At 71.2% G+C, this 14,895-nt stretch carries 12 protein-coding genes; 7 read left to right on the plus strand and 5 right to left on the minus strand.

Translation table 11 applies throughout. The annotated features are described in order from the left end of the window. Positions 1–104 precede the first annotated feature (104 nt). Positions 105–1,085, plus strand: a complete 981-nt coding sequence (locus ACPXB1_RS24925; protein WP_425735857.1) for an alpha/beta hydrolase — start codon at positions 105–107, stop codon at positions 1,083–1,085. An 89-nt stretch (positions 1,086–1,174) separates the two neighbouring features. Here the strand turns inward: ACPXB1_RS24925 and ACPXB1_RS24930 are convergent, their stop codons facing one another. From ACPXB1_RS24930 to ACPXB1_RS24940, 3 genes are read right to left on the minus strand one after another with little or no spacing between them, the layout of a single operon-like run. Further along, positions 1,175–1,939 carry a succinate dehydrogenase/fumarate reductase iron-sulfur subunit gene (locus ACPXB1_RS24930; protein WP_355595757.1) on the minus strand — a complete coding sequence of 255 codons (765 nt, stop codon included), beginning with the start codon at positions 1,937–1,939 and terminating at the stop codon, positions 1,175–1,177. Beyond that, entirely contained in the window at positions 1,936–3,873 is a 1,938-nt protein-coding gene (locus ACPXB1_RS24935; protein ID WP_355595755.1) for a fumarate reductase/succinate dehydrogenase flavoprotein subunit, read from the minus strand. The genes ACPXB1_RS24930 and ACPXB1_RS24935 overlap by 4 nt, the downstream gene beginning before the upstream one ends. Before the next feature lies 1 nt (position 3,874). Further along, positions 3,875–4,558, minus strand: coding sequence for a succinate dehydrogenase cytochrome b subunit (locus tag ACPXB1_RS24940; RefSeq protein WP_355595753.1), 684 nt, complete (start codon positions 4,556–4,558; stop codon positions 3,875–3,877). A gap of 83 nt (positions 4,559–4,641) precedes the next feature. Here ACPXB1_RS24940 and ACPXB1_RS24945 point away from each other — a divergent pair, with 83 nt between their 5' ends. Then, positions 4,642–5,571, plus strand: coding sequence for a LysR family transcriptional regulator (locus ACPXB1_RS24945; RefSeq protein WP_355595751.1), 930 nt, complete (start codon positions 4,642–4,644; stop codon positions 5,569–5,571). A 10-nt stretch (positions 5,572–5,581) separates the two neighbouring features. On the opposite strand, the gene hrpA is transcribed toward ACPXB1_RS24945, so the two are convergent. Continuing rightward, on the minus strand, positions 5,582–9,643 hold the full coding sequence (gene hrpA, locus ACPXB1_RS24950; RefSeq protein ID WP_355595749.1) for an ATP-dependent RNA helicase HrpA: 4,062 nt from the start codon (positions 9,641–9,643) through the stop codon (positions 5,582–5,584). Between the two features lie 126 nt (positions 9,644–9,769). Here hrpA and ACPXB1_RS24955 point away from each other — a divergent pair, with 126 nt between their 5' ends. Beyond that, complete coding sequence (locus tag ACPXB1_RS24955) at positions 9,770–10,126, plus strand: cytidine deaminase (protein ID WP_167945065.1); 357 nt, start codon at positions 9,770–9,772, stop codon at positions 10,124–10,126. Between the two features lie 33 nt (positions 10,127–10,159). Here the strand turns inward: ACPXB1_RS24955 and ACPXB1_RS24960 are convergent, their stop codons facing one another. Then, positions 10,160–10,519 (minus strand): YciI family protein, encoded by a 360-nt coding sequence (locus ACPXB1_RS24960; protein WP_167945064.1) that lies wholly within the window; start codon positions 10,517–10,519, stop codon positions 10,160–10,162. A 142-nt stretch (positions 10,520–10,661) separates the two neighbouring features. On the opposite strand from ACPXB1_RS24960, the gene ACPXB1_RS24965 reads away from it, so the two are divergent. The 4 genes from ACPXB1_RS24965 to ACPXB1_RS24980 all read left to right on the plus strand — a co-directional run bounded on the left by ACPXB1_RS24965 (position 10,662) and on the right by ACPXB1_RS24980 (position 14,855). Further along, complete coding sequence (locus tag ACPXB1_RS24965; protein ID WP_167945062.1) at positions 10,662–11,708, plus strand: FecCD family ABC transporter permease; 1,047 nt, start codon at positions 10,662–10,664, stop codon at positions 11,706–11,708. After that, positions 11,705–12,811, plus strand: a complete 1,107-nt coding sequence (locus tag ACPXB1_RS24970; protein WP_425735858.1) for a FecCD family ABC transporter permease — start codon at positions 11,705–11,707, stop codon at positions 12,809–12,811. Before ACPXB1_RS24965 ends, ACPXB1_RS24970 begins: the two co-directional genes overlap by 4 nt. 110 nt (positions 12,812–12,921) lie before the next feature. After that, positions 12,922–13,905, plus strand: coding sequence for an ABC transporter ATP-binding protein (locus tag ACPXB1_RS24975; protein ID WP_425735859.1), 984 nt, complete (start codon positions 12,922–12,924; stop codon positions 13,903–13,905). Beyond that, on the plus strand, positions 13,905–14,855 hold the full coding sequence (locus ACPXB1_RS24980; RefSeq protein ID WP_355631585.1) for an ABC transporter substrate-binding protein: 951 nt from the start codon (positions 13,905–13,907) through the stop codon (positions 14,853–14,855). Before ACPXB1_RS24975 ends, ACPXB1_RS24980 begins: the two co-directional genes overlap by 1 nt. Positions 14,856–14,895 lie beyond the last annotated feature (40 nt).

Below are 14,895 nucleotides of genomic sequence, written 5' to 3' on the forward strand. Positions count from 1 at the left end.
CCTCTCCACCGGCACCACCTTCGCCCCCAGCACCAAATGGCACGACTACTTCGGCCTCAACGGCGAAACCACCCTCTAATCCCGACAGACCGCCAGGAGGATCCATGGACCACCACCCCGTGAGCAGGCGACGACTCCTCACCGGCGCCGCCGGCGTTGCCGCGGCCGGCGCCCTCGCCGGTGCCTTCTCAGCGCCGACCTTGGCAAGCGCCGCAGGCAACGGGTACGGCCTGCGCATCGTGGCCCGCAACGAGAACGGCGGCCGGTTGCAGTACTACCGGTTCGCCACCGACGCCATCGAGTGGGACCCCGCTGTCAACGTGCTGCTGCCGGACGGCTACCACACCAGCGGCAAGCGATACCCGGTGCTCTACCTGCTGCACGGCGGCAACGCCGACTTCCGCACCTTCCACATGCAGGACAACATCATCAACCTCACCGCCGGCCGGGACATCATCGTCGTCATGCCGGACGCCTCCACCGGCTGGTATTCCAACCCGGTCACCAGCAACACCGGGCCCCGCAACTGGGAGACGTTCCACATCGCCCAGTTGCTGCCCTGGATCGATGCCAACTTCCGGACCTTCGCCGAGTACAACGGCCGCGCCGTGGCCGGCTTCTCGATGGGCGGCTTCGGCGCTCTCAAGTACGCCGCGAAGTACTACGGCCATTTCTGCTCGGTGAGTTCCCACTCGGGGCCGGCCAGCCTGCGCCGCGACTTCGGGCTCGTCGTGCACTGGGCAAACGCCACATCGGCCGCCCTCGACCTCGGCGGCGGCACCGTCTACGGCGCACCCCTGTGGGACGAGGCCCGGGTCAGCGCCGACAACCCGGTGCAGCGCATCGAGAGCTACCGCAACAAGCGCATCTTCCTGGCCGCCGGCACCTCACCCGACCCGGTCAACTGGTTCGACACCGTCAACGAGACCCAGGTCCTGGCGGGCCAACGCGAGTTCCGCGGCGCGCTGGCCCAGGCCGGCATCCCGCACGAGTGGCGGGAGGTCCCGGGCGGCCACTACTTCCGTCACGAACTGTTCGTCCAGGATCTCGGCGGCATGCTGGGACGGCTGCGTCGCGCCGGCTGACCCCGTACAGGGCAGTCGACCGACCCCGTGCAGACGCACAGGCCGCCGTACCCGGGAAGGTACGGCGGCCTGGTCGGCGCGGTGGAGCTTCAGGAGCCGGGGGTGTTGCCGGCGCCCTTCGCGGTGGCGGCGAGGTAGTCGCGGTTGAGCCGGCCGATCGTGTTCAGCGGAATGCCCTTCGGGCAGACCACAGTGCACTCGCCGGCGTTGGTGCAGCCGCCGAAGCCGGCCTCGTCGTGCGCGTCGACCATGCCGATGACGCGGGTGTAGCGCTCCGGCTGGCCCTGCGGCAGCAGCGAGAGCTGGGTGAGCTTGGCGGCGGTGAAGAGCATGCCGGAGCCGTTCGGGCAGGCCGCCACGCAGGCGCCGCAGCCGATGCAGGCGGCCGACTCGAAGGCGGCGTCCGCGTTGGCCTTGGCCACCGGCGTGGAGTGCGCCTCGGGCGCGCTGCCGGTCGGCGCGGTGACGTAGCCACCAGCAGCGATGATCTTGTCGAAGGCGTCCCGGTTGACCACCAGGTCCTTGATGACCGGGAAGGCGCTCGCCCGCCACGGCTCGATGTCGATCGTCTCGCCGTCGGAGAACTGCCGCATGTGCAGCTGACAGGCAGTGGTACCGCGCTGCGGTCCGTGCGCGTCACCGTTGATCATCAGACCGCACATGCCGCAGATGCCCTCGCGACAGTCGTGGTCGAACGCCACCGGGTCCTCGCCGTCGAGGATCAACCGCTCGTTGAGGACGTCGAGCATCTCCAGGAACGACATGTCCGGGGACACGTCGTTGACCGGGTAGGTGACCATCCGACCCTTGTCCTCAGGGCCCTTCTGGCGCCAGATGCGCAGGGTCAGGTTCACTTGTAGCTCCGCTGCGTGGGGTGGACGTATTCGAACTTCAGGTCTTCCTTGTGCAGCACCGACGGCTCGCCGGTGGCGGTGAACTCCCAGGCCGCCACGTACGCGAACCGGTCGTCGTCGCGCTGCGCCTCACCGTCGGGCGTCTGGTGCTCGGCCCGGAAGTGGCCGCCGCAGGACTCCTCGCGGTGCAGGGCGTCGATGCACATCAGCTCGGCCAGCTCGAAGAAGTCGGCGACACGGCCGGCCTTCTCCAGCGACTGGTTGAACTCCTCGCCGGTGCCGGACACCTTTACCCGCTGCCAGAACTGCTCGCGCAGGGCGCGGATCTCGTCGATCGCCTTGCGCAGGCCGGCCTCACTGCGCTCCATGCCGCAGTGCTCCCACATGATCTGGCCCAGCTCCCGGTGGAACGAGTCCACCGTCCGGTCGCCGTTGACCCCCAGCAGCCGCTGGATGCGGTCCTCGACGTCGGTGCGCGCCTCGACCGCCGCCGGGTGGCTGGCGTCGACCTTCTCCAGCGGCCCCGAGGCCAGGTAGTTGGCGAGCGTGGTGGGCAGCACGAAGTAGCCGTCGGCGAGGCCCTGCATCAGCGCGGACGCGCCGAGCCGGTTCGCGCCGTGGTCGGAGAAGTTCGCCTCGCCGATCACGAACAGGCCCGGGATGCTCGACTGGAGATCGTAGTCGACCCAGAGGCCGCCCATCGTGTAGTGCACGGCGGGGTAGATCCGCATCGGCACCTCGTACGGGTCCTCGCCGGTGATCCGCTCGTACATCTCGAAGAGGTTGCCGTACTTGGCCTCGATGGCCTTGCGGCCCAGGCGGTTGATCGCGTCGGCGAAGTCGAGGTAGACGCCGAGCTTTGTCGGCCCCACGCCCCGGCCCTCGTCGCAGACGTTCTTGGCGGCCCGGGAGGCGATGTCGCGGGGGACCAGGTTGCCGAAGGAGGGGTAGATCCGCTCCAGGTAGTAGTCCCGCTCGTTCTCGGGGATGTCCCGGGGGTTGCGCTCGTCGCCCTTTGTCTTCGGCACCCACACCCGGCCGTCGTTGCGCAGCGACTCGCTCATCAGGGTCAGCTTCGACTGGTGGTCGCCGGAGACCGGGATGCAGGTCGGGTGGATCTGCGTGTAGCAGGGGTTGGCGAAGTACGCGCCCTTGCGGTGCGCCCGCCAGGTGGCGGTGACGTTGCAGCCCTTGGCGTTCGTGGAGAGGTAGAAGACGTTGCCGTAACCGCCGGAGGCGAGCACGACGGCGTCGGCCATCTCGGTGGTGATCTCGCCGGTGACCATGTCCCGGACGACGATGCCCCGGGCCTTGCCGTCGATGACGACAAGCTCCAGCATCTCGTGCCGGGCGTTCATCTCCACGTTGCCCAGGCCGATCTGCCGCTCCAGGGCCTGGTACGCGCCGAGCAGCAGCTGCTGGCCCGTCTGGCCCCGGGCGTAGAAGGTGCGCTGCACCTGGGCGCCACCGAAGGAGCGGGTGTCCAGCAGGCCGCCGTACTCGCGGGCGAACGGCACGCCCTGGGCGACGCACTGGTCGATGATGTTTACCGACACCTCGGCGAGCCGGTGCACGTTCGACTCGCGGGAGCGGAAGTCGCCGCCCTTGACGGTGTCGTAGAACAGCCGGTGCACCGAGTCGCCGTCGTTGCGGTAGTTCTTCGCGGCGTTGATGCCGCCCTGCGCCGCGATCGAGTGCGCGCGGCGCGGGCTGTCCTGGTAGCAGTAGGACTTGACGTGGTAGCCCTGCTCGGCCAGCGTGGCGGCGGCGGATCCGCCGGCCAGTCCGGTGCCGACCACGATCACCGTCATCTTGCGGCGGTTGGCCGGGTTGACAAGCTTGGCCTCGAAGCGGCGGGTCTCCCAGCGCTTGTCGATGGGGCCGTCGGGAGCCCTGGTGTCGGCGATCGGGTCGCCCTCGGTGAAGAGTTCCATGTCAGGACACCAATCCGGTGAGTACGGCGAACGGGACCACCAGGTATCCGGCGCAGAGCGCCACGGCGAAGACCAGCGCGGCGGTGCGCGCCCGACGCTCACCTCGCGGCGTCTGCTGGCCGAGGCTGCGGAACGCGCTGAACGCACCGTGGCGCAGGTGGAAGCCCAGCGCGACGATCGCCAGGGTGTAGAAGAGCGTGACGTACCAGCGCTCCGGCGCGAAGTCGGCGACGACGTTGCCGAACGGCTTGGTGGGGTCGCCGACCGGGTTGAGCGTGCCGGTGGTCAGGTCGAGGAGGTGGTAGATCACGAAGAGCAGGATGATCACCCCGCCCCACCGCATCGTGCGGGCGGCGTAGCTGCCCCGGACCTTCTTGCGGTGGGCGTAGCGCACCGGGCGGGCGGCGCGGGCCCGCAGCGCCAGCACCGTCGCGGCCCAGATGTGACCGACGGCGGCCACCACCAGCCCGATGCGCATGATCCACAGGAACCACACACCGGGCAGCAGCGGCTTGCCGATGTCGCGCAGCCAGTGCGCGTAGCCGTCGAACGAGGTTGCCCCCGCGAAGACCTTCAGGTTCCCGAGCATGTGCGCGACAAGGAACAGCACCAGCACAATGCCCGTCACCGCCATGACGGCCTTGAGACCGACGTTCGTGCGGATGGGCGACCGAGTTTTCGTCATGACCACGTGACCGACGCTAGGAGCACTTCAATCAGTCGTCCAATGCATCGAACTCGCAGTGTTGATAGCCGTAAGCTATGTAGATGCAGCTCCATCAGCTCCGGTACTTCGTCGCGGTGGCCGAAGTACGACATTTCACCCAAGCCGCCGACCTCGTCGGCATCACTCAGCCTTCTCTCAGTAAGCAAATTCACGCTCTGGAAACCGACCTCGGAGCCCCCCTCTTCGAACGGGTAAGGGGAAACATCACGCTGACCGCGGCCGGTGAGGTGCTGCTGCCGCTGGCGACCCGCATCCTCGCCGACGTCGAGACCGCCACCCGCGAGGTGCAGGAGCTGGTCGGGCTCCGGCGGGGCCGCGTGCGGCTCGGCGCAACCCCGAGCCTGGCCACCTCGCTCGCCCCACCGGTGCTGCGCCGGTTCCGGGACGCCCACCCCACAGTCGACCTGCGCGTCGAGGAGGGCGGCTCCCAGGACCTGGTCCGCGACCTGCTCCGCGGCGACCTCGACCTGGCGCTGATCATCATGCCGGCCCAGGGCGCCGACCCGGGCCTGCGCGTCGACCCCATCCTGCGGGAGAGCCTCGTGGTGGCCTCGGTGCACGAGGTACCGACCGCCTCGGCGACCGGCGAGCTGCACATCACCGACCTGCGCGACCAGCCGATGGTGATGTTCCGGGAGGGCTACGACCTGCGCGACGCCACCATCCAGGCGTGCCGCGAGGCCGGCTTCGAGCCGACCTTCGCCGTCGACGGCGGCGAGATGGACGCCGTCCTCAGCTTCGTCGAGGCCGGGCTCGGCATCGCTTTGGTGCCGGGCATCGTGCTGGCCCGCCGCCCCGGGGTGCGGATCACGCCACTGGCCCCGCCCGGGGTGCGGCGGACCATCGCGGTGGCCCGCCGCCGGGACGTGGTGCCCACCCACGCCGGCCGGGAGTTGCGCCGCATCCTGCTCGACTACATCCAGTCCGCTATCGACCGCGACGACCTGCCGCCGGGCGTCGACCCCCGCTGACCCGCGCCGGTCAACGGCCCTCGGCGTCGTCCATGGCCCGGTAGATCCGCTGCTCCGAGACCGGGTACGGGGTGCCCAGCGCCTGCGCGAAGACGTTCACCCGCAACTCCTCGATCATCCAGCGGATCTGCCGGACCGCCGCCTCCTGCCGGCGGGCGGGCGGCAGCGCGGCGAGCAGATCGTCGTACTCCTTCTGCACCACAGCGATCCGGTCCTGCTGCTGACGGTCGCGCTGCGGGTTGCCGCCGAGGCGGTCCATCCGGCGCTCGATGGCGGTCAGGTAGCGCAGCAGGTCGGGCAGGCGGGCGTACCCCGTCTCGGTGATGAAACCGGCGTGCACCAGGCCGGCGAGCTGTTTGCGGATGTCCGCCAACGCCGCCACCACTGCGAGGTTGCGGGTGGCGCCGAGCCGCTGCTCGACGGCGTACGCGGCGGCGAGGACCTTGCGCACCCGGTCCATCACCTCGACCACCGTGTCGACCAGGTCGGCCCGGACCTTCTCGCGCAACGCGGCGAAGCCCTCGGCATCCCACGCCGGCCCGCCGGCGTCGCCGATCAGCCGGTCGATGGCCGCGCCCGCCGCGTCCTCGATCAGTTGCTGCACACCGCCGTGCGGGTTGCGGCTCAGCGCCAGCTTCGCCTCGTTGCTCAACCGGCCCTGGAGGAACCGGGCCGGGGAGGGCACCGTGAGCCGTAGCAGCCGCCGGGTGCCCGCCCACTGCGCCGCCTCCGCCTCGGCGGGGGAGTCGAACACCCGCACCCCGACCGTGGCGCCCTCGTCGACGAGCGCCGGATACGCGGTCACCGCGTAGCCGGCGCGGACCTGCTCGATGGTCCGTGGCAGTGTGCCGATGCTCCACTCGCGCAGCCCGGTACGGGCCACCTCCGGTGCGGCGGCGGCCACCACCTGGCGTACCTCCTGGCGGAGTTGACGTTGCAGCGCCGGCAGATCCTTGCCCTCGGCGACCGGCTTCTCGTCGTCGCCGAGCACCCGGAACGTGACACGCAGGTGGGCGGGCAGCTTCGCCGGCTCCCAGGCGTCGCGGGGCACCGTCACCCCTGTCATCCGGCGCAGCTGGCGGGTGAGCGCGTCCAGCAACGGCTCCTCGCCCGGAGTGATCGCGGCAAGCGCGGCCCGCGCGAAGTCCGGCACCGGCACGAAGTTGCGGCGGATCGGCTTGGGCAGCGCGCGGATCAGCGCGATGACAAGCTCCTCGCGCAGCCCCGGCACCTGCCAGTCGAAGCTCTCCGCCGGCACCTGGTTGAGCAGCGGCAGCGGGATGTCCACTGTGACGCCATCGGTGGAGGTGCCCGGCTCGAACCGGTAGGTCAGCGGCAGGGTCACGCCGTCGGCCTGCCACTCGTCCGGATAGTCGCCCTCGTCCACCCCCGCCTTGCCGTCGTTCACCAGCAGATCGCGGGTGAACGTGAGCAGGTCGGGCTGCTCCCGACGGGTCTTCTTCCACCACGTGTCGAAGTGCCGGCCGGAGACCACGTCGGCCGGGATCCGCTGGTCGTAGAAGCCGAAGATGGTCTCGTCGTCGACAAGGATGTCCCGGCGTCGGGCGCGGCTCTCCAACTCCTCGATCTCGCCGAGCAGGCGCTTGTTGTCGGCCCAGAAATGGTGGTGGGTCTGCCAGTCGCCCTCGACGAGGGCGTGCCTGATGAACAGCTCCCGGCTCAGCGCCGGGTCGATCCGCCCGAAGTTGACCTTGCGGGAGGTGACGAGCGGGATGCCGTACAGGGTGACCTTCTCGTAGGCCATCACCGCGGCCTGCTTCTTCTCCCAGTGCGGCTCGCTGTAGCTGCGCTTGACCAGGTGCTGCGCGAGCGGCTCGACCCACTCCGGTTCGACCCGGCCGGCGATCCGACCCCACAGCCGCGACGTCTCCACCAGCTCGGCGGCCATCACCCAGCGCGGCGGCTTCTTGAACAGCGCCGAACCGGGAAAGAGCGCGAACTTCGCGCCCCGCGCGCCGAGATACTCGTGCTTCTGGGCGTCTTTCAGGCCGATGTGCGACAGCAGGCCGGGCAGCAGCGACTGGTGCACCTTCGGGGTGTCGATCTCCTCCGGCAGGTCGGTCGCGTGCCGATTCCGGCCGGCGTCCGCCTCGCCCGAGGTGTCCCGCGCCGGCCGTCCGCCGCGCCGCTCGCCCTCGGCCGGGGTACGCAGCACCTGGCGCAGTTGACTGACGATGTCCTGCCACTCGCGGACCCGCAGGTAGTTCAGGTACTCCGCCTTGCACATCCGACGGAACGCGCTTGACGACAGCGTCCGCTGCTGCTCCCGCAGATAACGCCACAGGTTGAGGTACGCGACGAAGTCCGACTCCTTGTCGGCGAACCGGGCGTGCGCCTGGTCGGCCTGGGCCTGCTTCTCCGCCGGCCGCTCGCGCGGGTCCTGGATGGACAGCGCGGCGGTGATCACCAGGACCTCGGCGGCGCAGCCGTTGCGCTCGCCCTCGACCACCATCCGGGCCAGTCGCGGATCGACAGGCAGCTGCGCCAGCCGCCGGCCCAGCGCGGTGAGCCGCTTCGCCGGGTCGGCCTCGGTCGGGTCCAGGGCGCCCAACTCGTGCAACAGGTTGACGCCGTCGGTGATGTTGCGCTTGTCCGGCGGGTCGATGAACGGGAACGCGGCCAGGTCGCCGAGCCCGATCGCGGTCATCTGGAGGATGACCGACGCGAGGTTGGTGCGCAGGATCTCCGGGTCGGTGAACTCCGGCCGCGACAGGAAATCCTGCTCGTCGTAGAGGCGGATGCAGATGCCGTCCGAGGTGCGCCCGCAGCGCCCCTTGCGCTGGTTGGCCGACGCCTGGGAGACCGGCTCGATGGGCAGCCGCTGCACCTTGAGCCGGCTGGAGTAGCGGGAGATCCGCGCCGTGCCCGGGTCCACCACGTACTTGATGCCGGGCACTGTCAGCGAGGTCTCCGCGACGTTGGTCGCCAGCACCACGCGCCGCGATGTGTGCGCTGCGAAGACGCGGTGCTGCTCGGCGCTGGAGAGCCGCGCGTACAGGGGAAGGATCTCGGTGCCGAGCAGCGACCGTTTCTTCTGCACCAGTTTGCTCAGGGCGTCGGCGGTGTCCCGGATCTCCCGTTCGCCGCTGAGGAAGACCAGGATGTCGCCCGGCCCCTCGGCGGCCAGCTCCTCGACGGCGTCGCCGATCGCCTGGATCTGGTCGCGGACGTTCTCCTCGTCCCCGTCGCCGTCCTCCTCGCCCTCGGCCACCTCGACGAGCGGCCGGTAGCGCACCTCGACCGGGTAGGTACGCCCCGACACCTCCACCACCGGCGCGGGTACGCCCTCCGGTTCGTCGGCGGTGGGCGGCCCGGCGAAGTGCCTGGCGAAACGGTCGGTCTCGATGGTGGCCGAGGTGATGATCACCTTGAGGTCGGGTCGCCGGGGCAGCAGCTCCCGCAGGTACCCGAGGATGAAGTCGATGTTGAGGCTGCGCTCGTGCGCCTCGTCGATGATCAACGTGTCGTACTGGCGCAGCATCCGGTCGGTCTGCAACTCGGCCAGCAGGATGCCGTCGGTCATGAGCTTGACCAGGCTGCGCTCGCTTACCTGGTCGGTGAAGCGCACCTTGTAACCGACCACGTCACCCAGCTCGGTGCCCAACTCGTCGGCGATGCGGTCGGCCACCGTCCGGGCCGCCAGCCGTCGGGGCTGGGTGTGCCCGATGAGGCCGTGCACGCCACGCCCCAACTCCAGGCAGATCTTCGGCAGCTGGGTCGTCTTGCCGGAGCCGGTCTCGCCGGCCACGATCACCACCTGGTGATCGCGGATCGCGGCGGCGATGTCGTCCTTGCGCTCACTGACCGGCAACCCCGCCGGGTACGTGATCACCGGCACCGCCGCGCGCCGGGCGGCGAGTCGCTGCTCGGCCCTTGCCACCTCGGCGGTGATCTCCGCCAGGGCAGCCTCCCGGCGCTGCGGGTCACGCAGCTTGCGGGCACCGTCCAGGCGTCGCTGGAGCCGGCGCTGGTCGCGGAACATCAGGGGAGTGAGGCGGCGGTGCAGCTCGCGGACCGGATCGGTCGCGGCGGCGGCGGCTTGATTCTGCATGTCGTGCCCAAGAATAGGCAGCGCGGCGGCGCAGCGCCCCCGGGTTACCGGTCGCCCGGTGGGCCGGGTCGGGCCGGCATGCCGCCGTCTAGAGTTGGCGGCCGACGTCGAGCGCTGGGGGCCGGGATGGAGCTGCGGGACACCGACCGTGCGCTGGTGCAGGCCGCCTCGGCGGTCGCCAAGCTGCGTTGCCGCAGCCAGCGCCACACCGTCGCGTCCGCGGCGCGTACCGCCGACGGGCGGGTCTTCACAGGCGTGAACGTCCACCACGAGACCGGCGGGACCTGTGCCGAGCTTGTCGTCATCGGCACTGCCGCGACGCAGGGCGTCACCGAGTTGGAGACGATCGTCACGGTCGCCGACCGGGGCCGCGAGGTCGTCGCGCCGTGCGAGCGGTGCCAGGCCGTCCTGCGCGACCACTTCCCGTCGCTGCGGATGATCGTCGGGCCGGTGGACGCCCTGCGGGTGGCCCCGGTCGCCTGATCCGGCCGGCCCGTCTGAGCGTCGGTGGCGCGCTCAGTCGCCGGATGCCGCCTCCAGCATCGACACGGGCATCGGCACGCTCTCGAACCGTACGTTGCCCTCCGGCACCATCCAGCTCATCACCCGCACGGCCAGCAGGCCGGCCCGTACCGCCGGATCGTTGTGGAACAGCTCGCGGGCCTCGTCCGGGCCGATGGAGAGCACGACGAAGCCCCGCAACCGCTCGTCGTCGCCGGCCAGGAACGGGCCGGCCGCGAGCACGAGGCCCTGCTCCACGAGGCCGGCCTGGTGGGCCAGGTGGGCGTCCCGCAACCGGTCGGCCGCGTCCAGCGGCAGCTCGGGGACCTCCGCCGGCCGGACCAGGAGTACGACCGTGTGCTGGTCGAATCGCATGAGCCCACCCTAGGCGCGCCAGTCCTCCCGCGCGGGCGTCCGCCCTGGTCAGCCCTTTTCGGATCGACAGGTACCAGTTAGGCACCCCTCAGCCGCTCAGCTAAGGTAAGGCGAACCTAAGCGCGAAACGTGCAGGAGAATCGTGACCACCCTCGCCAGCCGGCCGGCCATGGCCCGCAGCCGGTCCGGCACCCGTACCGGCCGTAGGGTGGCAGTCACCGCCGGAGCCGCGCTCGTGCTGCTGCTCGCCGTACTGGCCAGCTTCGCGCTCGGCAGCCGGCAACTCGGCGTCGACCAGGTGTGGCACGCCCTCGTCGCGCCGGACAGCGGCGACGCCACAGTAATCGTCCGCGAGCTGCGGATGCCGCGTACCGCCCTCGGGCTCGCCGTCGGCCTCGCACTCGCCATGGCCGGCGTGCTGTTCCAGGCGCTGACCCGCAACCCCCTCGCCGAGCCGCGCATCCTCGGCATCAGCGCCGGCGCGTCGTTCGGCGTGGTCCTCGCCATCTCCGTCTTCGGAGTCGGAACGCTCGCCGGGTACGTCTGGTTCGGCATCGCCGGGGCGCTCCTCGCCGGCGTGCTGGTCTTCGCCATCGCCGCCCGCGCCCGCGAAGGCGCGAGTCCGGTCACCCTCGCACTCGTCGGCGCAGCGCTCGACGCCAGTCTCGCCTCCGGGGTGTACGCGCTGCTCAGCATCGACGCCCGCACCTTCGAGGAGTACCGGTTCTGGGTGGTCGGCGGACTCGCCGGCCGCGACCTGACCGTCACCGCCCAACTGCTGCCCTTCGTCGTCGTCGGGCTCGTGCTGGCCGCCGTCGTCGCCCGTGGACTGGACGCGCTGGCCCTCGGCGACGACGTGGCCCGTGGCCTCGGCCACCGCATCGGCCTGGTCCGCCTCGGCGGTGGCCTGGCCGCCGTGCTGCTGACCGGGGCGGCGGTGGCGGCGGCCGGACCGATCGCCTTCGTCGGGCTCGCCGTGCCGCACCTGGCACGTGCCCTGGTCGGCGCGGACCACCGCTGGACGCTCGCCGTGTCCGCCCTGCTCGGGCCGGCGCTGCTGCTCAGCGCCGACGTCGTCGGCCGGCTCGTCGCCCCACCCGGCGAGATACCGGCCGGAATCGTCACCGCCCTGATCGGCGCGCCGCTGCTGGCCTTCCTGGTCCGTCGCGCCCGGGTGGTGACCGCGTGACCGCCACCACCCACCGCCCGGCTGACTCTTCCGGTCCGGCTGACTCCTCTGGTCCGGCTGGCGCCCGTGGCGCGCTGCTGCCCGGGCGGTCGCTGCTGCGGATCGGCCCGGTCAGCCTCCAGGTGCGCCGCCGCGCGGTGCTTGTCGCCGTCGCGCTGACAGTCCTGCTCCTGCTGGCCATGCTGCTGAGCCTGTCCCTGGGCACCCCGTACGTCGCCGCGGGCGACGTCATCCGCTCGCTCTCCGGCGCCGGCACCCCGTACGACCTCGTTGTTCTTGATCTTCGGTTGCCCCGGATCCTGCTGGCCGCGGTGGCCGGCGCGGCCTTCGGCGTGGCCGGCACGCTCATCCAGAGCGTGGCCCGCAACCCCCTCGCGAGCCCCGACGTCATCGGCATCACCCAGGGCGCCGGCCTCGCCGCGACAGTGGCGCTGACCAGCGGGGCCGCCGCGGTCCTCGTAGCACCCAGCGCGCTCGTCGGTGGCCTGGTCGCGGCAGCCCTGCTGTTCGCCCTCGGCGCCCGGCACGGGCTTGCCGCCCAGCGGTTCGTGCTCGCCGGGGTGGCTGTGGCGTTCGCCTTCCGGGCGCTGATCGAGGTGGTCATGCTGACCGCCGATCCGATCGACGGGCTGCGCGCGCAGATCTGGCTGATCGGCACCCTCGCCGGCAAGGGCTGGACCGAGGCCGCCTGGATCGCCGGCACCCTGCTGGTGCTGCTGCCCGTGCTGGCCTGGGCCGGCTGGGCGCTCAACAGCACCGCCCTGGACGACGACACCGCACGAGGCGTCGGGCTGCGCCCGGTGGCCCGCCGGATCGGGCTCGCCAGCACCGGCGTGCTCGTCGCCGCGATGGTCACCGCCCAGGTCGGTGCCGTCGACTTCGTAGCGCTCGTCGCCCCCCAACTGGCCCGCCGGCTGGTACGCGCCGAACGGCCGCCGCTGGTGTGCGCCGCCCTGCTCGGCGCGTTGCTGCTGGTGCTGGCCGACCTCGCCGGCCGTCGGCTGTTCGCGCCCACCCAACTGCCGGCCGGTGTGCTGACCGCCGCGATCGGCGGCCCGTACCTGATCTTCCTGCTGCTGCGTGGACGGCGGCGGCCCTCGTGACGCCGCAGAAGCCCGTGCCGCCGCAAGCGCCCGCGACGTCGTCCAGCACGGTGACGTCGCACAGCACCGTGCCGCCGCAACAGACCGTGACGCCTCGAAGGAGTGGTGCGATGCTCTCCACCCGCGACCTGGTCGCCGGCTACGACGAGCGGACCGTGCTCGACGGGCTCAACCTGGACCTGCCCACCGACGCGTTCACAGTCATCGTCGGGCCCAACGCGTGCGGCAAGTCCACCCTGCTGCGCACAATGGCCCGGCTGCTCACCCCGCGACGCGGCGCGGTGCTGCTGGACGGCACGGCGATCCGCGACCTGCCCACCCGGGAGGTCGCCCGCCGGCTCGGCGTGCTGCCGCAGAGCCCGCTCGTGCCTGAGGGCGTCACAGTTGCCGACCTGGTCGGGCGGGGCCGGCAGCCGTACCAGCGGTGGTGGCGGCAGTGGTCGTCGCAGGACGGCGCGGCGGTCGACGAGGCGATGGCCCTGGCCGACGTGGCGGACCTGGCGGACCGCCCGGTGGACAGCCTCTCCGGCGGCCAGCGGCAGCGGGTCTGGATAGCCATGACCCTCGCCCAGGACACCGACGCCCTCCTGCTGGACGAACCCACCACCTTCCTCGACCTGGCACACCAGGTCGAGGTGCTGGACCTGCTGCACCGGCTGCGCGTCGAGCGTGGCCGCACCGTGGTCGCCGTACTGCACGACCTCAACCAGGCCGCCCGCTACGCCGACCACCTGGTCGCGATGCGCGACGGCGCGGTGGTGGCCGTCGGACCGCCCCGGGAGATCCTCACGGTCGACCTGGTCCGTGACGTCTTCGGGCTGGCCTGCGTGGTCGTACCCTGCCCGGTCACCGGGGCACCCCTGGTAGTGCCAGCACACACCGGCGGCACCGCCGCCCCGCTCGCCGCTTCGGCCGCCGCCGCTCCTGCCGCTGCCGCTCCGGCCGGCGCTCCGCCCGCTGGCGCTTCGTCCGGTGCGCCCGTGCCGGCCGTCGCTGGCGACCCTGATCTGTCGGGTGCGTCCACGCCGGACGCCCGACCCGCTGGCGACGCGGTCAAGCCGCTCGCCGTCTCGTACCCCTCGAAAGGACTCTGATGCGTCGTCGTCTCGTCGCCGCTCTCGCCGCGGCCGTCGCCATCGGCGTCGGACTCACCGCCTGCGGTGAGAGCGACCCGGTCGCCAACTCCACCACCGCGGAGACCCGGGAGATCACCCACGCCATGGGCACCACAAAGGTCCCGGCGGAACCCAAGCGCGTCGTGGTGCTCGACACCGACAAGATCGACACAGCGTTGTCGTTGGGCGTAACACCGATCGGCGCCGCCACCGCCGGTGAGGCCAGGAGTTGGCCGACCTACTTCGGCGAGGACAAGCTCGCCGGCATCAAGGAGGTCGGGGTCCTCACCGAGCCCGACCTGGAGGCGATCAACGCGCTGAAGCCGGACCTCATCCTGGGCAGCAAGTTCCGCCAGGAGAAGTTCTACGACGAGTTGGCCGCCATCGCCCCCACCGTCTTCACCGAGAAGGTGGGCATCACCTGGAAGGAGAACTTCCTCCTCGACGGCAAGGCGCTCGGCCGTGAGCAGCAGGCCAAGGACCTCCTCGCCACGTACGAGAAGCGGGCCAAGGACTTCGGCGCGACCCTCGGCGACCCCGCCGCCCGCAAGGTGTCCATCGTGCGGTTCATCCCGGGCAACATCCGGGTGTACGGCCCCGACTCCTTCTCCGGCATCGTCATCGGCGACACCGGCCTCAGCCGGCCCGAGCGGCAGATGCTCGCCAACAAGGAGGACAAGCGCTTCGACCTGGTCAGCCCCGAGCGGATCAACGAGGTCGACGGTGACGTCATCTTCGTGACCGCGTACGGCGAGAAGGCTGCCGCGGAGCAGGCCAAGGTCGGTGGCGGCACCCTCTGGAAGGGCCTCAGCGCCGTCAAGGCCGGCAAGGCGTACCCGGTCTCCGACGAGATCTGGATGACCGGCATCGGTGTCGGCGCCGCCAACAAGATCCTCGACGACCTGGCCAAGTACCTCCCCGCCGCGTAACCCCCGCCCCGCCCCGCCCTGCTGGCCCAAGATCCGCGCA

The sequence above is a fragment of the Micromonospora sp. DT68 genome (genome assembly GCF_049847245.1).
Lineage (GTDB): Bacteria > Actinomycetota > Actinomycetes > Mycobacteriales > Micromonosporaceae > Micromonospora > Micromonospora profundi.